Genomic DNA, 16751 nt, shown 5'->3' with positions numbered 1-16751 from the left:
CCTGATTCACGAGGAACCACCATGACCGACCGACGCACCTTCTGCCTGGCCTCCGGCGCCACCCTGCTGGGCCTGATCCACGGAAATACTTGGGCCGACACCGGCGCGCTGCAGGACGCCCTGCGCGAGATCGAGGCCACCGCCCGGGGCCGCCTGGGCGTGCACCTCATCGACACCGCCACCGGGCGCGAACACGGCTGGCGCGCGGACGAGCGTTTTCTGATGCTCAGTTCGTTCAAGTTGCTGGCCAGCGCGCTGGTGCTGGACCGGGCGGACCGGGGCGAAGAGTCGCTGGAGCGGCGCATCCGTTACCGCCGGCAGGACCTCGTGTCGTGGTCGCCCGTGACCGAGCGCCACGTGGGTGGCGAGGGCCTGAGCCTGGCGCAGCTGTGCGAAGCCACCATCACCACCAGCGACAACACCGCCGCCAACCTCATCCTGGCCAGCTACGGCGGCCCGGCCGCGCTCACCGCCTACGCGCGCCGGCTCGGCGACCGCGTGACCCGGCTGGACCGCACCGAGCCCGAGCTGAACCGCCGAGCCGCGAGTGGAGAGCCCCTGGACACCACCACGCCGCGCGCCATGGCGCACACGCTGCGCGCGCTGCTGGTGGGCGACGCGCTGGCGCCGGCCTCGCGCGCTCGGCTGCTGCAATGGCTGCTGGCCAACACCACCGGCGGCAAGCGCCTGCGGGCCGGGCTGCCGGCGGGCTGGCAAGTGGGCGAAAAAACCGGCACCGCCGGCGATGACGCCAACGACATCGGCATCGCCTTCCCGCCACAGCGCGCGCCGGTGATCGTGACCGCCTACCTCGCCGAGAGCGCCACCGACGGCGCGACGCGGGAGGCGGCGCTGGCGGGTGTGGGGCGGCTGTTGGCTCGGCTGTGACGACGCAGGTTCAGTGGGGCTGTGACTTTGGAAACAGCACCACGCCGGGGAGACCTTCAAAGTGGGCATCGCAGGTGAGCAACTCAGCCCGTTGTTGCACGGCGGTGGCATACACGATGGCGTCGGCTGTGGCCAGCTTGTGCTGCCGATGCAGATCGGCGGCCAGCAGAGCGGTGGCGGTGTCCAACGGCATCACCTGGCATTTCATGGTGTAGGCCACCACCTGATCGGCCTGCGACTCGCCGAGTTCGCGCCACAACCATTTGGACAACTCCAGTTGCACGATGGTGGGCACGATACACAAATCTTTGACCGGGATTTCCTTCTCCAGCTTCTTGCCGATCGGCGAGGCAACCAACCACTCGATCCAGGCGGAGGTGTCGATCACCCGCAAGGGCGCGGCCATCAGTAGCGGTCCTTGCGGTCGCGGTAGCCATCTTTGCGAGCGCCCTTGGCGATGCCCGCGAGTTCCTGAAGCTCAGGCACGGGCATGACCAGCACACCCTTGTTCTTGGGGATGAACACGAACTCCTGACCGGCTTCCCAATGCAACTCGTCTCGAACGGCCTTGGGAATGGAAATCTGGAACTTGCTGGAAAGCGTGGCGGTGGCAGACATGTCTGGCTCCTGGTGCATCGATCTTAATTTGGTAAGAATACACCAGATGCCCTTCTGCCGTGGACCCGGCTAGCCCGGCAGCGGAATCCACTCCTGGTTGTCCTCCGGCGGCAGCGGGATGCGGCCGGCGGCCCAGTCGGCCTTGGCCTGCTCGATGCGTTCCTTGCGCGAGGACACGAAGTTCCAGAAGATGTGGCGCTCGCCCAGCGGTTCGCCGCCGAAGATCATCAGCGTGCTCTTGGTGTGCGCGGTGATCACGGCGTCGCTGTCGTCGCCGAACACCAGCAGCTGGCCGGGCACGTAGGTCTGACCGCCGTACTCGACTTCACCGCGCGCCACGTAGGCCGCCTGTTCGCGGTGGCCGCCCGGCAGGGCCAGGCGCGCGCCGGGCTGCCACTCGGTGTGCAGGTAGAACAGCGGCGAGTGCGTGCGCACCGGGCTTTTCATGCCGTAGGCCTCGCCCGCGATCAGGCGCATCCACACACCCCCCTCGTCGCGCACCGGCAGGTCGGCGGCGGGGTAGTGGGTGAAGGCCGGTTCGGTTTCTTCATCGGCCTCGGGCAGCGCCACCCACAGCTGCATGAGCTCGAGCCCGCCGCCGGCGAAGGAGTCCGGGTGCTTGAAGCGCTCGGAATGCGAGATGCCGCGCCCGGCCGTCATCCAGTTCACGTCGCCCGGGTTGATGAGCTGGTGCACGCCCAGGCTGTCCTGGTGCGAGACCTGGCCGCTGAGCAGGTAGCTCACGGTGGACAGGCCGATGTGCGGGTGCGGCCGCACATCGGCGGCGCGCGTGTCCTCGGCCGCCAGCGTCACCGGCCCGGCGTGGTCCACGAAGATCCACGGGCCGACCATGCGGCGCTTCGCGTAGGGCAGCACGCGCCGGACCTTCAGGCCGTGGCCCAGGTCGGCCTCGCGGGCGGTGATCACCATTTCAAGCATCTCTTTTCCTTTCGTGGGTTCAGGCCGTGGCGCCGGCGATGCGGCCCATCTTGCCGCTCTGGAAGTCGGCAAAGGCCTGGTGGATCTCGGCCTCGCTGTTCATCACGAACGGACCATACCCCACGATGGGCTCGTCGATCGGTTCGCCCGCCAGCCAGAGCACGGTGGCGTCTTCCAGCACCTCGAAGCTCACGTCCTGCCCGTCGCGCGAATGCACGGCCATCTGCGCGGCGCTCACTTCCTTGCCGTCGGCCAGGCGCAGCCGGCCGCGCAGCACGAAGGGCGCGGTGGTGTGGCCTTCGGCCGCCGGCAGCGTCACGGTGTGGCCGGCCTTCAGCCGCAGGTCCCAGACCTGCATGGGCGTGAAGGTGCGGGCCGGGCCTTGCGTGCCCAGCAGTTCGCCCGCGATCACGCGCGCCGTGCCGGCCCCATCGGGCAGGTCGATCTGCGGAATCTGATCGCGTGTGATGCCCTGGTAACCCGGCGCGGCCATCTTGTCGCGCGCGGGCAGGTTCACCCAGAGCTGCACCATCTCGAACGGGCCGCCCTGTTTCGCGAAGTGCTCGCCGTGGTACTCCTCGTGCACGATGCCCGAGGCGGCCGTCATCCACTGCACCTCGCCGGGGCCGATGGTGCCGCCGCCGCCGCTGGAATCGCTGTGCGAGACCTCACCGTCGTAGACGATGGTCACGGTCTCGAAGCCGCGGTGCGGGTGCTGGCCCACGCCCCGGCGCTTCGTGGTGGGCTCGAATTTCGTCGGGCCGCCGTAGTCCAGCAGCAGGAAGGGCGAGAAGCGCTCCGCCGCGCCGTTGTACGAAAGATGCTGCGCACCGGAAAGCCGTCGCCGACCCAGTGGCCGCCGGCGCTGCGTTGGATGAAAGAAACGGTTTTCATGGGGGTGTTCTCCTGTATGAAAGAGCACTGTACCGGGCTGGCGTTCCCTTGATAAGCCGGTAAGATCACAAATCATTTTTCAATGAGATGAACAATCAACACCCCGACCTGAACGACACCCTGGTGTTCGTGCGCGTGGCCCAGGCCGGCGGTTTCAGCGCCGCCGCGCGGCTCATGGGCATGCCCACGTCCACGCTGAGCGTGCGCGTGTCGCGGCTGGAGCAGCGCCTGGGCGTCACGCTGCTGCAGCGCACCACGCGCCGGCTGCGCCTGACCGAGGCCGGCCAGGCCTACCTGCGCCAGGCCGCGCGCGGGCTGGACGAGATCCTGCAGGCCGAAGCCCAGCTCGACGCCGGCAAACACGAGGCCCAGGGCCTGCTGCGCATCACGCTGCCGATCGACATGGGCGACGAGCAGCTGCTGGGCATCCTGAGCGGCTACCGCGCGCGCCACCCCGGCGTGGCGGTGGAGCTGGTGTTTTCCGACGCCCGGCTCGACCTGGTGGAGCAGGGGCTGGACCTGGCGCTGCGCGCGGGCGAGCTGGCCGATTCCAGCCTGGTGGCGCGCCAGATCGGCCAGGCGCGCTGGGCGCCCTTCGCCCACCCCGACTACCTGGCGCGCGCGCCCGCCTTGCGCCAACCCAAAGACCTCGCGCAGCACGCCGCCCTGTGTTTCAGCCCGCTCGGGCGCGACAGCTGGACGCTTTCGCGCGGCAAGGCCCGGGTGCAGGTGCCGCTGCGCAGCGCCTTCGCCGCCAACGACATGCGGCTGATCCGCCGCCTCGCGCTCGACGCCCAGGGCGTGGCCCTGTTGCCGGACTACGTGTGCCGGCGCGAGGTCGACCACGGCCAGCTGGTGCCGCTGCTGCCGGGCTGGCACGCGCGCACCGACCCTATCCACCTCGTCTACCCGGGCCAGCGCTTCGTGCCGGCCAAGCTGCGCCACTTCATCGACGAAGCCGGGCCGGCCCTGGCCGCGCTGTTCGACCGCTGAGCCCGGCGCTAAGCTTCTCGTCCCATGCGCATCGAACACCTCCGCCAACGCCTGCGCGCGCTCGGCGCCAACCCCCGCCACGAGCAGCGCGTGCTGCGCCTGTGGTCGCAGGCCCTGCCGCAGGACGCGGGCCGGCGCCAGGTCGAGCATTTCCTGCCCGCGACGCTGGTGGCGGCCTTGCCGGCGCTGGCCGAGGAGCTCGCGGGCCTGGCGGTGCTGCGCTCCGAACACCCGGGCGAGGACGGTTCGGCGCGCCTGCTGGTGGCGCTGGCCGATGGCCAGACCGTGGAGAGCGTGCTGCTGCCGCGCGACGGCCTGTGCGTGTCCACCCAGGTGGGTTGCGCGGTGGGCTGCGTGTTCTGCATGACGGGCCAGGGCGGCCTGGTGCGCCAGGTCGGCAGCGCCGAGATCGTGGCGCAGGTGGCGCTGGCGCGCACGCGCCGCGTGGTGAAGAAGGTGGTGTTCATGGGCATGGGCGAGCCCGCTCACAACCTGGACAACGTGCTCGAAGCCATCGACCTGCTGGGCACCGTGGGCAACATCGGCCACAAGAACCTGGTGTTCTCCACCGTGGGCGACCCGCGCGTGTTCGAGGCCTTGCCGCAGGGCCGGGTGAAGCCCGCGCTGGCGCTCTCGCTGCACACCACCAAGGCCGGTCTGCGCGAGCAGCTGCTGCCGCGCGCGCCCCGCCTCACGCCCGAGGCACTGGTGGACGCGGGCGAGCGCTACGCGCGCGCCACCGGCTACCCCATTCAATACCAGTGGACGCTGCTCGAAGGCATCAACGACGGCGACGACGAGATCGAGGGCATCGTGCGGCTGTTGCACGGCAAGTACGCCATCCTGAACATGATCCCGTACAACACGGTGGACGACCTGCCGTACCGGCGCCCGAGCTGGGCCCAGGCGGCCGAGATCGCGCGCCGCCTGCACCGGCGCGGCATCCTCACCAAGCTGCGGCAGTCGGCCGGGCAGGATGTGGAAGGCGGCTGCGGCCAGCTGCGCGCGCGGGCGGAAAAACCCGCGCGCCGCACGATCCCGCTGCGCGCGCAAGGCACCCCCAGCGCCTGAGGGCGGTCAGGGCTGTCCGGGGCCCTGACCCGGCGGCGGCGTGAACACCACCTGCACGCCAAAACCGCGCCGCGCGGTGGCGAAGCGGCGCACGTGGTGGCGCCAGGCCAGGCCGTGCCGGTCCTCTTCGCAGTGCTCCAGGTAGGGCGGGCGGGTGTCGTCGTCGAACAGCATGGCATGGGGCAGGCGCGCCAGACATTCCAGCGCTTCCAGGCGGCCGTCGGTGAGGGCGATCACCCCGCCGCCATCGAACTGGTGGAAGAGCGGGGCGCCGTGGCACGCGCTGGCGCGCACGAAGGCGTGGACCTCCTCGTGGCGGGCGGTGGGGACGAGCAGCGGGCTCAGCCGCACCAGATCGCTCGTGCCGAAGTCGCGCTGGCCGCGGCCGCCCGGCCGGGGCCGGCCGAAGAACACCTGGCGCAGCCGCTCGCGGGCAGGGTCATGCGCGGCCACGGCGATGAAGTGGTGCGTGAAGCGCGCGTCGTCGGTGCCTGCTGCCAGCGTGTCGTTGCGGTTCAGCAGTTGCCAGACCAGCAGCGCCAGCAGCACCTCGATCTGGTGTTCTCCCTGGGTCAAAGCCAGGCGGTGCACGGGCCGCTCCAGCCGCAGCGAGTGCGGGTCCATCGCTTCGTGCGCCATGAGGGTGTCCTGGATCGCCCGGCGCTGCCGGTCATGAAAGCCCTGCCCGCCGCGCAGGCAGATCGCTTCCTGGCCAAACCACCAGCGCAGCAGGGCCGTGGTGGTGGGGGTGAGGCGGGGTGCCACAGCCTGGGTCATCTTTGTCCTCCTTGAGACAATGTGAACAAATCAATCAAGATGTGAGTTCAAAACTCAAATGGATATTAATCTCGCGCGCGGCCGAAAACTAGCGTTCGGTGCATGAATCAGAAGCTCGAATTCGCTCAACGGCTGCGCGAAGCCATGCTGGCGGTGGGTCTGCAGCCCCGGCCCGGCGTGCTGCACAACCTGTTCAATGCCCGCTATTGGGGGACCTCGGTGTCCTTTCAGGCGGTGTCGTGCTGGCTCAAGGGCCAGGCCATTCCCGCGCAGGACAAGCTGCAGCTGCTGGCCGAGATCCTGAAGGTGGAGCCCGAGGTGTTGCGCTACGGCCCGGATGTGCGCCGCCGCGTGCAGGAGAAGCGCAAGCGCTGGGACGAGGCCCTGAGCTTCGAGGAGCGCGAGATGTTCGACGCCTACCTCAACCTGCCGGTGGGGCAGCGCAAGGTGGTGCGCGAGGTGATCCTCGCCTTCGCGCTGGCGCACGAGAAGACCCAGGGCTGAGCGCGCGCACCGCTCAGCTCAGCTCAGTGCAGCGTGAGCGGGTGCGAGGTGGTCTTGACCCGCACCACCGCCGCGCGCGGTGCGTATGGCGCGGGGGCCGTGCCGCAGAGCTCGGCCGCGATGGCCCGGGCCTGGCGCGCGATCGGTTCGATGAAGCGGCTCGGCTGCCCGTTCACCGCGATGCAGTCGCCCAGGGCGTGGATGCGGTCGTCGCTGGTGCGCAGCGTGGCGGCGTCCACCGCGATGCCCTGGTCCCACGCGAGCCCGGCGCTGCGCGCCAGCCGGGTCGGCGTCTGCAGGCCGGCGGCGGCGATCACCTGGTCGGCCGCGAAGCGCTGGCCGCAGGCGGTGGTGAGCCGGTAGCGGCCGGCCACCGGCTCCAGCCGCGCCACCTGCACGCCCCCCACGAAACGGATGGCCAGGTCTTTCCAGGCATCGAGCAGCGGCGCGCCCGCCTGCTCGGCGGGCCAGCGCGCCAGCGGTGCGGCCTGCACGTCCAGCAGGGTGATGCGGTGGCCGCCGAGCGCGAGGTCGTTGGCGAGTTCGCTGCCGATCAGGCCGGCGCCGACGATGCGCAGCGTCCTTCGTTGAATTCCCCAGCGCGGCGCGCAGCCGCCGGTAGGCGTCGAGGTGGTTGATGCGCCAGCACAGCGCGGCGGGCAGGGCCGGCGGCAGCGCGGCCTGGGCGCCATGCGCCAGCACGAGGTGGTCGTAGCGGAGCACGCCGCGCGTGGTGCGCAGCGTGCGCGTGTCGGGGCAGATGCGCACGGCCTGGGTGTGGGCGAGCAGGCGCAGGTTCAGGCGCGCGGCCGCCGCGGGGCCGCTTTCCTTGGCGAGGGTGTCGGGCGCGAGCCCGCGCGCCAGCGAGACGGACAGCAGCGGCTTGTCGTACAGGTCGCCCGCGCACTGGCTCACCAGGGTGATCGGCCGCTTCGCGTCGAGCGCGCGCAGCGCCTCGGCCATCTGCCAGCCGGCGCGGCCCGCGCCCACGATCACCACGCCGGCCGCGCCACCGCGCGCGGCCACCGGCGCGCTGCGGGGCAGGGCGGCGCGCAAGGTTTCCAGAGAGGGCGGCGTGTAAGGCCGGAAGTCGGCCTTGGTCACGCCGCACAGCGGGCAGGCCCAGTCGTCGGGGATGTCGGCGTAGCGCGTGCCGGGCGGCAGGCCGCCGTCGGGGTCGCCGTCGGCTTCGTTGTAGAGGTAGCCGCAGGCGTCGCAGAGGTAGGTCTGGTAGGGCGCGAGCGCCTGCATGGCCGCCGTGACCGGGGACAAGGAGGGGGCGGTGTTCATGACGGCATCACCTCGGCGGACAGGCGCGCGATTTCCTTGCGCAGGTGCTTGATGGCGGGCGTGACGATGGCCACGAAGTGCGATTCGCGCACGCGGCGCTGCACGTCCGAGCTCATGAGGTAACCGCGCGCGCCCTGGTGCAGCAGGGCCGACTGCGCGGCGCGCAGGCTCAGCTCGGCGCCGTGGGCGCGCGCGTCGAGCACGTCGATGAAGAAGTCCACGCTGTCGTTGAACGGCGTGTCGGCGAGTGCCATCACGCGCGCCGTCAGCGCGTCCAGCTCGGCCTGCAAGGCGTCGGGCCGGTCTTCGAGAAACTGGTTCACGTGGCCCAGCTGCGCCTCCACCGCCCACATGCTGTCGATCGCGCCCTGCGCCACGCCCACCGCCATGCCGCACTGGAGCAGCACGAAGGCCGCGCGGATGCGCGCGATGAAGGGTTTGGCCGGTTCGGCCATGCGCTCGTTCGCGCCGATGAACACGTCCTTCAGGCGCAGCGCGTAGGTGCCGGTGCCTTCCATGGCCGAGAAGCTCGGGCATTCGCGCAGCTCCACACCAGGCGCGTCGCAGCGCAGCAGGAACATCAGCTCGTGGCCCAGTGGCTCGCCCTGCGCATCCACCACCGCCGCGAGCGCGCCGCAGGCGTGGCCCGGGCCGAGGTTGCTGACCCAGGGCAGGGTGCCGCTGACCAGGTGGCCCCCCTCGACCGGCGTGGCCTTGAGCAGCAGGCTCTCGATCTGCGCATAACTTTTCATGGGGTTGGACATGGCGGTGCCGCCCAGGGCCTCGCCGCTGGCCAGCGCCCGCAGCGCCGCGCCGCCCAGCGCCGGGTTGCCGCTGGCCTGCATGTACAGGCCGCAGACCAGCTGGCACCAGACCATGAAGCCGGTGGCGCCGCAGACGCGCGAGACCTCGGCCATGGCGCGGATCGCCAGGCCGTAGTCGGCGCGCCCGGCCGGTGCGTCCAGGTGGGCCCCCAGCGCGCCGAGCGCGCCCAGCTGCTGCAGCACCTCGCGCGGGTAGTGGCCTTCGCGGTCGATGGCTTCCACCACCGCGGCCAGCGGGCCTTGCGCCACGGTGCGCACCGCGGCCAGCAGCGCGTCGGCCGTTGTTTCGTGGGTCAGTTCGCGGGGCAGGTCGTTCGGGTTCATGCGCGGTCCAGGAGGTTGAAGGGGCAGGCAGGCAGGCAGGCGGCGGCGCTCAGGCCAGGTCGACCGTCATCGGGATCGGGTTGCGCAGGGTGTTGCGCAACGGGCGAGTAGAAGTTGGCGTGCCGCACGATCTCGTCGAGCACCTCGCGCGGGGCGTCGCCCTCCACCAGCACCTTCACGCGGATGGCCTGGAAGCCCATCTCGGGCGGCGTCTTCTCGAGCGCGCCACCGGCGCCCCAGGCGGCGGGGTTGCCGATGTCGCCCTCGAGGAAGACCTCGAGCTTGCTGAGCTTCACGCCCTTCCAGGTCGCGACCGCCGTGATGCCCACGGCCAGGCAGCCGCCCAGGCCCGAGAGCACGATCTCGCCCGGGGCGGGGGCGGTGTCCTGACCGAACAGGTGCAGCGGCTCGTCCACCACCACCGGCGCGTGCTGGCCCACGGTGGAGAGCGAGCGGTACTGGCCCTCCATCACGGTGTGGACCTTGTTGGTGCCGCGGCTGGCCGGGTTGGCCTTGCCCTTGGCGGCGAAGGCGGCGAGGCCGGCGCCGTCGATCGGGCGCAGCCACGCCTTCACGGTGGTGCTGGCGGGGGCGGTGGGTTCAAGGGTGTCGGTGGCGGACATGGGGTCTCCAGGGTTGAAAAACGGGAAGGGTTGAGATCAGGCGGCGAGCGCCAGGCTGGGCTTCTTGCTCGACTTCGCCAACGGCAGGCCGGTCTCGATCGGCAGGCTCTCGTCGCGCGACCACTCGTTCCACGAGCCGAAGTACATGCGCACGTCGCTGAAGCCGGCCTGTTTGAGGGCCAAGAAGGTGTTGGACGCGCGCGCGCCCTTGAAGCAGTAGAGGTAGACGGTGTCGTCGGGCGCGATGCCGGCGGTGGCGCACTCGGCCTTCACCTCGTCGGGCGTCTTGAACACCGGGCCCTGGGCGGACGGCTTCATGAAGCGGTACCACTCGACCCACTTGGCGCCGGGCAGGCGGCCCTTGCGCGGCGCGAAGTCCTTGCCGTAGGGCGAGGAGCTGTCGCCGATCCACTCGTCCACGTCGCGCACGTCGAGCAGCACGGTGTCGGTGCCCAGCGCGGCCTGCACGTCGGCCTGGGTGAGCATCACGTCGCTGCCCGCCAGCTCGGGGAAGGTGGCCGGCGTGGGCGTGGCGGCCTCGGTGGAGACCGGCAGGCCCGAGGCCTTCCAGGCGCTGAAGCCGCCGTTGAGCACCTTGATCCTGGGGTAGCCCAGCCAGGTCAGCAGGTAGTAGCCGCGGCAGGACTGGCCGTAGCCGCTGTTCATCGCGTCCTCGTAGAACACGGCGGTCTCTTCGCCCGAGAGGCCGGCGGCGCCCAGCGCGGCGGCGAAGGTGGCCTTGAGGGCTTGCAGGCCTTCGGGCGTGGAGGTGGCGAGGTAGGTGAAGACCTCGCGCAGGTTCACCGCACCGGGGATGTGGCCGGCGGCGTAGGTCTCGGCGTCGCGGGTGTCGATGACCACCACGGGTTCGGACGACTGCAGGGCCTGCAACTGGGCGGGGGCGATCAGGATGGCGTCGATGCTCATGGAAACCTCACGAAAAAAGCGGCCGGCGGGATTGCCTGCGGTGCCTTTTCGCAACCCGCGTGCCAGCCTCGTGAAGTTGCCTGAAATGGCTGTCAAGTCATTGTTTTCATTGAGTTTGATGCTATTGAAAATAGAGCGCTGCCATCCGTGACCAGATCCTTGTCGCTTCAATGTGTCGACACAATGTCGACGCATTGGGAGGTGCAAACCAGAGACACCGAGGAACCGGCTTCGCCGGGCCTCAGGTGTCGTCCCCCCTTCGGGGGGAAGGCGCCGAAGGCGGCGCAGGGGGGAGCTTCTTCATCCTGTAGGCGAACTGGCGCAACGTCAACCCGAGGCTTTGCGCCGCGCGCGACTGGTTGCCCTGGTGCCGGGCCAGCGCCTCGCGCAGGGCCTGCGCGCTGTGCGACTGCGCGCTCTGGTAGTCGCGCACCAGCGGCTCATCGTCGTCGGCGGTGGCCGCCGTGCCCTGGGGCATGAAACGCTCCAGCGTGGCGGCCGTCACCAGGGTGTGGTCGGCCAGCAGCACCAGGCGCTCGATCAGGTTGCCCAGTTCGCGGATGTTGCCCGGCCAGTCATGCGCTTCCAGCCGGGCCAGCGCGTCGGGCGCGAGGTTCACGTTGCGCTGGTGCGCCTGGTTGGCGCGGTTCACGAAGTGCAGGGCCAGCGCGCGCACGTCCTCGCCGCGCTCGCGCAGGCTGGGCAGGCGGATCGGGATCACGTTGAGGCGGTAGTACAGGTCCTGCCGGAAGCGCCCGGCCTGCACCTCGCGCGCGAGGTCGCGGTTGGTGGCGGCCACCAGGCGCACGTTCACCTTCAGCTCGCGCGTGCCGCCCAGGCGCACCAGCGTGCCTTCCTGCAGGGTTCGCAGCAGCTTGGACTGCATGGCCAGCGGCAGCTCGCCGATCTCGTCGAGGAAGATGGTGCCGCCGTGGGCCTGCTCGAACCAGCCCGCGCGCGCGGTGTTCGCGCCGGTGAAGGCGCCGCGCTCGTAACCGAACAGCTCGGACTCGAACAGCGTGTCGGGAATCGCCGAGCAGTTGACCTTGATGAAGGGCTGGTCGTGCCGGCCGCTGGCTAGGTGCACCGCGCGCGCGAACAGCTCCTTGCCGGTGCCCGACTCGCCCAGCAGCAGCACCGTGGCCTGCGACTGCGACACGCGCTCGAGCTCGCCCAGCGCCTGCAGCAGCGCGGGCGAGCGGCCGATCAGGCCGTAGCGGGCGCTGGCGCTGTCCAGCGCGCGGGCCAGGGCCGCGTTGCGCGCCAGCAGCTGACGCGTCTGCTCGGCCACCAGCTGTTCGAGCCGCAGCAGCTGCCCGGCCAGCGTGGCCAGGATGCGCAGCACCGCCAGATCGTCGTTGAGGTGGCGCTGGCGGCTGCGGATGCGGTGGCAGGCCAGCACGCCGATGGTGGCGCCGTTGACCTCGATCGGCAGCGCGATGAAGGCCACGGTCTGCGGCGGCAGGCGATCGCGCGGCACCGTGCGGAACAGGAACAGCGGTTCGGCGTCCACGTCCTGCACGATCGCGGGCAGGCCGGTGGCCAGCACGCGCCCGGTGATGCCCTCGCCCCAGCGGAACACGCCGCGCTGCACCTCCTCGGCCGTGAGGCCGTAGGCGTGGCGCACCGAGGCCGTGCGCTCTTCGCCCGGCGCGGCCTCGCCGGCCAGCACCATGCGGCCCCGGTTCAGGCCCAGCAATTCGCTCATCAGGTGCAGCATCTCGCGCAGCACGAAGGCCGGCGCCAGGCTGCGGCCCACCAGCTTCATCACTTCGCGCATGAGCAGCAGCTCCTGGGCGTGCCAGTCGGTTGCGGGGCTGTCGGGGTCGCTGGGGCTGGAAGGCATGGGCGCGGGGCAAGCAAACATCGCACCAATGGCGGGCGAAGCCCGCCCTGGCGAGCTAAAATCGCCGCTTCTCAAGGAGCGTTGCAGCGCCGGCGGGTTTTTCAGCCCTCACCGTGCGTCAGGCTTGAGTGGGCGCGAACAGGCCCAAACGGCGCTCACCGGTCTGTTTTTCGCAAACTGCCTTGGTGAGCCTCATGTCCTCCGAATCCGCTTCTCCGTCCCCGTCTTCCCCCGTGCCGCCGATGCTGCTCTCCGGCCTGGAGCCGCTGCGCATCGAGCCGGGCAGCCTGTTCGTCAACGTGGGCGAGCGCACCAACGTCACCGGCTCCAAGGCCTTCGCCCGCATGATCCTCGAGGGGCGCTTCGAAGACGCGCTGGCCGTGGCGCGCCAGCAGGTGGAGAACGGCGCCCAGATCATCGACGTCAACATGGACGAGGCCATGCTCGACAGCAAGGCCGCCATGGTGCGTTTCCTCAACCTGATCGCCGGCGAGCCCGACATCGCGCGCGTGCCGGTGATGGTGGACTCCTCCAAGTGGGAGGTGATCGAGGCTGGCCTGCGCTGCGTGCAGGGCAAGGGCGTCGTCAACTCCATCTCCATGAAGGAAGGCCTGGACGAGTTCAAGCGCCAGGCGCGCCTGGTCAAGCGCTACGGCGCGGCCGCCGTGGTCATGGCCTTCGACGAAAAAGGCCAGGCCGACACCTACGAACGCAAGGTCGAGATCTGCGAACGCGCCTACCGCGTGCTGGTCGATGAGGTGGGCTTCCCGCCCGAAGACATCATCTTCGACCCCAACATCTTCGCCATCGCCACCGGCATCGAGGAACACAACAACTACGCGGTGGACTTCATCAACGCCACGCGCTGGATCAAGCAGCACCTGCCGGGCGCCAAGGTCAGCGGCGGCGTGTCCAACGTGTCGTTCAGCTTCCGCGGCAACGACCCGGTGCGCGAGGCCATCCACACCGTGTTCCTGTACCACGCGATCCAGGCCGGCATGGACATGGGCATCGTCAACGCCGGCATGGTGGGCGTGTACGACGAGCTCGAGCCCGAGCTGCGCGAGCGCGTGGAAGACGTGGTGCTCAACCGCCGGCCCGATGCGGGCGAGCGCCTGGTGGAGGTGGCCGAGAGCGCCAAGGGCTCGGCCAAGGACGACAGCAAGAAGAACGAATGGCGCGCGCTGCCGATCCGCGAGCGGCTGAGCCACGCGCTGGTGCGCGGCATCAACGACTTCATCACCGAAGACACCGAAGAGATGTGGCGCGAGATCGAGGCCGGCGGCGGCCGCCCGCTCAACGTGATCGAAGGCCCGCTGATGGACGGCATGAACGTGGTCGGCGACCTGTTCGGCCAGGGCAAGATGTTCCTGCCGCAGGTGGTGAAGAGCGCGCGCGTGATGAAGCAGGCCGTGGCGCACCTGCTGCCCTACATCGAGGCCGAGAAACTGGCCCTGCAGGCGGCCGGCGGCGACGTGAAGCCCAAGGGCAAGATCGTGATCGCCACCGTCAAGGGCGACGTGCACGACATCGGCAAGAACATCGTCACCGTCGTGCTCCAGTGCAACAACTACGAGGTCGTGAACATGGGCGTGATGGTGCCCTGCCACGAGATCCTGGCCATCGCCAAGGCCGAGGGCGCCGACATCGTGGGCCTCTCGGGCCTGATCACGCCCAGCCTGGAAGAGATGCAGTACGTGGCCGGCGAGATGCAGAAGGACGAACACTTCCGCGGCCGGGGCATCCCGCTGCTGATCGGTGGCGCCACCACCAGCCGCGTGCACACCGCGGTGAAGATCGCGCCGCATTACGACGGCCCGGTGGTCTACGTGCCCGACGCCTCGCGCAGCGTGAGCGTGGCGCAGGGCCTGCTGTCCGACCAGGCCGCGGCCTACATCGCCGAGGTCAATGCCGACTACGAGCGCGTGCGCACCCAGCACGCCAACAAGAAACAGGTGCCGCTGTGGCCGCTGGAGCGCGCGCGCCTGAACAAGACGCCGATCGACTGGAAGGCCTACACGCCGCAGAAGCCCAAGTTCATCGGCAAGCGCGTGTTCAAGAACTTCGACCTGCACGAGATCGCCAAGTACATCGACTGGGCCCCGTTCTTCCAGACCTGGGACCTGGCCGGCCCCTTCCCCGAGATCCTGAAGGACGAGGTGGTGGGCGAAGAAGCGCGGCGCGTGTTCAGCGACGGCAAGCGCATGCTGCAGCGCCTCATTGAAGGCCGCTGGCTCAGCGCCAGCGCGGTGGTGGGCCTGTACCCGGCCAACAGCGTGCACGACGACGACATTGAGCTCTACACCGACGAGAGCCGCCGCGAAGTCGCGTTGACCTGGCACGGCCTGCGCCAACAGGCCGAGAAGCACGAGATCGACGGCGTGATGCGCCCCAGCCGCTGCCTGGCCGATTTCGTCGCGCCCCAGGGCGAGGCCAACGACTACGTGGGCATGTTCGCCGTGACCGCCGGCCTGGGGGTGGAGAAGAAGGAAAAGCAGTTCCTCGACGACCTCGACGACTACTCCGCCATCATGCTCAAGGCCCTGGCCGACCGCATGGCCGAGGCGCTGGCCGAGTGCATGCACCACCGCGTGCGCACCGACCTCTGGGGCTACGCGGCCGACGAGGCGCTGAGCAACGAAGAGCTGATCAAGGAAAAGTACCAGGGCATCCGCCCGGCGCCGGGCTACCCCGCCTGCCCGGACCACTCCGTCAAGCGCGCGATGTTCGACGTGCTGCAGTGCGAGGACATCGGCATGGGCCTGACCGAAAGCCTGGCCATGACCCCGGCGGCCAGCGTGAGCGGCTTCTACCTCGCCCACCCGCAGAGCACCTACTTCAACGTCGGCAAGATCGGCGACGACCAGGTGGACGACCTGGCCGAGCGCAGCGCCGTGGCGCGCAACGAGCTGCAGCGCTGGCTGGCGCCGAACCTGTGAGGACGGAGACGATGACGTCGAAGAACCCACGGCCCAACGACGATCTGCTTTGGAAAGGCGTGTTGCTCGCCGCCATTGGCCTGATCGTGCTGATCGCACCCCACCGCCTCCAGTCGCCGGCGCTGCGGGACATCGTCGCGGGCTCGGCGGGCCTGGGCTGGCTGGCGCTGGTGTTGGGCGCCGGGTGCCTGGCGGTGTGGGGATGGCGCGGGTACAGGCATTGGAAGCGCCAGTAGGTCACCGACCTTGTCACGGGGCGCCATGGCGGCGCGCCGGGAACCTCCTCATGCGGCGGCGGCTCTGCCTTCCGTACATCCCCTTTTTGATGTTGGCTTCTTAAAACCTTTTCACCATGAACCTGCTCAACAACCTTTTCAACCACCCCCGGCTCGGCGTCATCCTGTTGCGCTGGACGCTCGCGCTCCTGATGGTGCTGCACGGCTGGGCCAAGATCACCGGCGGCGTGGGCGGCATCGAAGGCATGCTGGTCGCCAAGGGCCTGCCCGGCTTCCTCGCCTATGGCGTGTACCTGGGCGAGTTCGTGGCGCCGCTGTTCCTGCTCGCGGGCGTGTGGGTGGTGCCGGCGGCCCTGGTCATCGCGATCAACATGGCCTTCGCCGTGGGCTTGGCGCACATGGGCCACTGGTTCGATCTCACCAACACCGGCGGCTGGCGCCTGGAACTGCAGGCCTTCTTCTTCGTGACCGCGCTGGTCGTTGCCTTCACGCACCGCATCGGCCCGAACAAGTGAGGAGGTTGGCGGGGCGCCAAGCCCCATCACAGGTCTGACGTGATCCGCTGCTGTGCGTTGAACTGCAGGATCAGTTCCTGGGCAGTTTGCAGCAGCGCTTCCTCTTCCAGGGAGAGGGCGCACAGCGAGCCCTCATCGCTCGCCGCCAGCAGCATCCTGGTCAATGCCACGGCGCAGAGAATGCGCATTGCCTGAGGCGATTCCTTGCGCATGAACGCCATGACCAGCACAGTGGTCGTCAGGGCCCAGCCCTGGAGGCGTCCATCGGACAATCCCGGCAGGTCGTTGAATGCGAGTTCAACGACCTGCCGGGCCAGGGTCGCTGGGCGACCCAGAGAGACACCCATGTTGCGGCACAGTTCAAACTGCGTTTGAATGGCCGCTTCGGCCTTGCGCCTTCGGAACACTTCCGGCGCTCCTGAAAAAAAGCCCATACACATCTCCTTGCGGCTGCACGCGAGTTCTTCTGGAATTCGCGTGCAGCGACTGACATTGCGGTATGCGCATCATAATGTGACTTAAAGGAGGCTGACTCAAACACGT

General features: G+C 69.5%; 17 protein-coding genes, 3 pseudogenes and 1 riboswitch. Of the genes and pseudogenes, 8 read left to right on the top strand and 12 right to left on the bottom strand.

The genetic code is table 11. The annotated features are described in order from the left end of the window. The first annotated feature begins 21 nt into the window (after positions 1-21). Positions 22-888: a class A beta-lactamase gene (gene bla / locus ACFJGX_RS03340; RefSeq protein WP_382322718.1), complete on the top strand. Its 867-nt coding sequence runs from the start codon at positions 22-24 to the stop codon at positions 886-888. A 10-nt stretch (positions 889-898) separates the two neighbouring features. On the opposite strand, the gene ACFJGX_RS03335 is transcribed toward bla, so the two are convergent. From ACFJGX_RS03335 to ACFJGX_RS03320, 4 genes and pseudogenes are all read right to left on the bottom strand, one after another. Continuing rightward, positions 899-1294 carry a type II toxin-antitoxin system VapC family toxin gene (locus tag ACFJGX_RS03335; RefSeq protein ID WP_382327731.1) on the bottom strand — a complete coding sequence of 132 codons (396 nt, stop codon included), beginning with the start codon at positions 1292-1294 and terminating at the stop codon, positions 899-901. Continuing rightward, positions 1294-1506, bottom strand: coding sequence for an AbrB/MazE/SpoVT family DNA-binding domain-containing protein (locus ACFJGX_RS03330; protein ID WP_382322720.1), 213 nt, complete (start codon positions 1504-1506; stop codon positions 1294-1296). The genes ACFJGX_RS03335 and ACFJGX_RS03330 overlap by 1 nt, the downstream gene beginning before the upstream one ends. Positions 1507-1575: 69 nt before the next feature. After that, on the bottom strand, positions 1576-2445 hold the full coding sequence (locus tag ACFJGX_RS03325; RefSeq protein ID WP_382322721.1) for a pirin family protein: 870 nt from the start codon (positions 2443-2445) through the stop codon (positions 1576-1578). 19 nt (positions 2446-2464) lie between these two features. Further along, positions 2465-3339 (bottom strand): annotated as a pseudogene (locus ACFJGX_RS03320) (pirin family protein). Between the two features lie 87 nt (positions 3340-3426). Between ACFJGX_RS03320 and ACFJGX_RS03315 the strand changes: the two are divergent. Then, positions 3427-4332, top strand: a complete 906-nt coding sequence (locus ACFJGX_RS03315; RefSeq protein ID WP_382322723.1) for a LysR family transcriptional regulator — start codon at positions 3427-3429, stop codon at positions 4330-4332. Positions 4333-4356: 24 nt separating this feature from the next. Further along, positions 4357-5403, top strand: a complete 1047-nt coding sequence (locus ACFJGX_RS03310) for an RNA methyltransferase (protein ID WP_382322724.1) — start codon at positions 4357-4359, stop codon at positions 5401-5403. Positions 5404-5409: 6 nt separating this feature from the next. Here ACFJGX_RS03310 and ACFJGX_RS03305 read toward each other — a convergent pair whose 3' ends face one another. Beyond that, positions 5410-6180: a hypothetical protein gene (locus ACFJGX_RS03305; protein WP_382322725.1), complete on the bottom strand. Its 771-nt coding sequence runs from the start codon at positions 6178-6180 to the stop codon at positions 5410-5412. 102 nt (positions 6181-6282) lie between these two features. Here ACFJGX_RS03305 and ACFJGX_RS03300 point away from each other — a divergent pair, with 102 nt between their 5' ends. Further along, the gene (locus tag ACFJGX_RS03300; RefSeq protein WP_291115161.1) at positions 6283-6684 is read left to right on the top strand and encodes a transcriptional regulator; all 402 of its coding nucleotides are present in this window, start codon (positions 6283-6285) and stop codon (positions 6682-6684) included. A gap of 23 nt (positions 6685-6707) precedes the next feature. On the opposite strand, the gene ACFJGX_RS03295 is transcribed toward ACFJGX_RS03300, so the two are convergent. The 5 genes and pseudogenes from ACFJGX_RS03295 to ACFJGX_RS03275 all read right to left on the bottom strand — a co-directional run bounded on the left by ACFJGX_RS03295 (position 6708) and on the right by ACFJGX_RS03275 (position 10672). Continuing rightward, the gene (locus ACFJGX_RS03295; RefSeq protein ID WP_382328596.1) at positions 6708-7376 is read right to left on the bottom strand and encodes an FAD-dependent oxidoreductase; all 669 of its coding nucleotides are present in this window, start codon (positions 7374-7376) and stop codon (positions 6708-6710) included. Further along, a pseudogene (locus ACFJGX_RS03290) lies at positions 7345-7935 on the bottom strand (rubredoxin); the annotation flags it as partial. The pseudogene ACFJGX_RS03290 and the gene ACFJGX_RS03295, both read right to left, overlap by 32 nt. A 35-nt stretch (positions 7936-7970) precedes the next feature. Beyond that, complete coding sequence (locus ACFJGX_RS03285) at positions 7971-9122, bottom strand: acyl-CoA dehydrogenase family protein (protein ID WP_382327729.1); 1152 nt, start codon at positions 9120-9122, stop codon at positions 7971-7973. 49 nt (positions 9123-9171) lie between these two features. After that, positions 9172-9745: pseudogene (locus tag ACFJGX_RS03280) on the bottom strand (OsmC family protein). Between the two features lie 36 nt (positions 9746-9781). Beyond that, on the bottom strand, positions 9782-10672 hold the full coding sequence (locus tag ACFJGX_RS03275; RefSeq protein ID WP_382322727.1) for a sulfurtransferase: 891 nt from the start codon (positions 10670-10672) through the stop codon (positions 9782-9784). Between ACFJGX_RS03275 and ACFJGX_RS03270 the strand changes: the two genes are divergently transcribed. Continuing rightward, positions 10665-10823 carry a hypothetical protein gene (locus ACFJGX_RS03270; RefSeq protein WP_382322728.1) on the top strand — a complete coding sequence of 53 codons (159 nt, stop codon included), beginning with the start codon at positions 10665-10667 and terminating at the stop codon, positions 10821-10823. The genes ACFJGX_RS03275 and ACFJGX_RS03270 overlap by 8 nt on opposite strands. Positions 10824-10913: 90 nt before the next feature. On the opposite strand, the gene ACFJGX_RS03265 is transcribed toward ACFJGX_RS03270, so the two are convergent. Continuing rightward, positions 10914-12518: a sigma-54 interaction domain-containing protein gene (locus ACFJGX_RS03265; RefSeq protein ID WP_382322729.1), complete on the bottom strand. Its 1605-nt coding sequence runs from the start codon at positions 12516-12518 to the stop codon at positions 10914-10916. Positions 12519-12585: 67 nt separating this feature from the next. After that, positions 12586-12682: riboswitch (S-adenosyl-L-homocysteine riboswitch) on the top strand. A 78-nt stretch (positions 12683-12760) separates the two neighbouring features. On the opposite strand from ACFJGX_RS03265, the gene metH reads away from it, so the two are divergent. The 3 genes from metH (at position 12761) to ACFJGX_RS03250 (ending at position 16208) form a co-directional block, all read left to right on the top strand. Continuing rightward, entirely contained in the window at positions 12761-15457 is a 2697-nt protein-coding gene (gene metH / locus ACFJGX_RS03260) for a methionine synthase (protein WP_382325818.1), read from the top strand. Positions 15458-15468: 11 nt separating this feature from the next. Next, on the top strand, positions 15469-15693 hold the full coding sequence (locus ACFJGX_RS03255; RefSeq protein ID WP_291120089.1) for a hypothetical protein: 225 nt from the start codon (positions 15469-15471) through the stop codon (positions 15691-15693). A 116-nt stretch (positions 15694-15809) separates the two neighbouring features. Continuing rightward, positions 15810-16208 carry a DoxX family protein gene (locus tag ACFJGX_RS03250; protein ID WP_291120091.1) on the top strand — a complete coding sequence of 133 codons (399 nt, stop codon included), beginning with the start codon at positions 15810-15812 and terminating at the stop codon, positions 16206-16208. 26 nt (positions 16209-16234) lie between these two features. Here ACFJGX_RS03250 and ACFJGX_RS03245 read toward each other — a convergent pair whose 3' ends face one another. Further along, positions 16235-16642: a hypothetical protein gene (locus ACFJGX_RS03245; protein ID WP_382322730.1), complete on the bottom strand. Its 408-nt coding sequence runs from the start codon at positions 16640-16642 to the stop codon at positions 16235-16237. Between the last annotated feature and the right edge of the window lie 109 nt (positions 16643-16751).

The sequence above is a fragment of the Hydrogenophaga sp. UC242_50 genome, assembly GCF_042697355.1.
Lineage (GTDB): Bacteria > Pseudomonadota > Gammaproteobacteria > Burkholderiales > Burkholderiaceae_C > Hydrogenophaga.
The sequence above is the reverse complement of the archived record's forward strand: the minus strand, read 5'-3'. Positions and strand labels throughout refer to the sequence as shown.

Bases quoted from the DNA above. Each gene is read 5' to 3' on its own strand.
- bla (WP_382322718.1), top strand. From the start codon at position 22: ATGACCGACCGACGCACCTTCTGCCTGGCCTCCGGCGCCACCCTGCTG.
- ACFJGX_RS03335 (WP_382327731.1), bottom strand. From the start codon at position 1,294: ATGGCCGCGCCCTTGCGGGTGATCGACACCTCCGCCTGGATCGAGTGG.
- ACFJGX_RS03330 (WP_382322720.1), bottom strand. From the start codon at position 1,506: ATGTCTGCCACCGCCACGCTTTCCAGCAAGTTCCAGATTTCCATTCCC.
- ACFJGX_RS03325 (WP_382322721.1), bottom strand. From the start codon at position 2,445: ATGCTTGAAATGGTGATCACCGCCCGCGAGGCCGACCTGGGCCACGGC.
- ACFJGX_RS03315 (WP_382322723.1), top strand. From the start codon at position 3,427: ATGAACAATCAACACCCCGACCTGAACGACACCCTGGTGTTCGTGCGC.
- ACFJGX_RS03310 (WP_382322724.1), top strand. From the start codon at position 4,357: ATGCGCATCGAACACCTCCGCCAACGCCTGCGCGCGCTCGGCGCCAAC.
- ACFJGX_RS03305 (WP_382322725.1), bottom strand. From the start codon at position 6,180: ATGACCCAGGCTGTGGCACCCCGCCTCACCCCCACCACCACGGCCCTG.
- ACFJGX_RS03300 (WP_291115161.1), top strand. From the start codon at position 6,283: ATGAATCAGAAGCTCGAATTCGCTCAACGGCTGCGCGAAGCCATGCTG.
- ACFJGX_RS03295 (WP_382328596.1), bottom strand. From the start codon at position 7,376: ATGGCGCCCAGGCCGCGCTGCCGCCGGCCCTGCCCGCCGCGCTGTGCT.
- ACFJGX_RS03285 (WP_382327729.1), bottom strand. From the start codon at position 9,122: ATGAACCCGAACGACCTGCCCCGCGAACTGACCCACGAAACAACGGCC.
- ACFJGX_RS03270 (WP_382322728.1), top strand. From the start codon at position 10,665: ATGCTCATGGAAACCTCACGAAAAAAGCGGCCGGCGGGATTGCCTGCG.
- ACFJGX_RS03275 (WP_382322727.1), bottom strand. From the start codon at position 10,672: ATGAGCATCGACGCCATCCTGATCGCCCCCGCCCAGTTGCAGGCCCTG.
- ACFJGX_RS03265 (WP_382322729.1), bottom strand. From the start codon at position 12,518: ATGCCTTCCAGCCCCAGCGACCCCGACAGCCCCGCAACCGACTGGCAC.
- metH (WP_382325818.1), top strand. From the start codon at position 12,761: ATGCTGCTCTCCGGCCTGGAGCCGCTGCGCATCGAGCCGGGCAGCCTG.
- ACFJGX_RS03255 (WP_291120089.1), top strand. From the start codon at position 15,469: ATGACGTCGAAGAACCCACGGCCCAACGACGATCTGCTTTGGAAAGGC.
- ACFJGX_RS03250 (WP_291120091.1), top strand. From the start codon at position 15,810: ATGAACCTGCTCAACAACCTTTTCAACCACCCCCGGCTCGGCGTCATC.
- ACFJGX_RS03245 (WP_382322730.1), bottom strand. From the start codon at position 16,642: ATGGGCTTTTTTTCAGGAGCGCCGGAAGTGTTCCGAAGGCGCAAGGCC.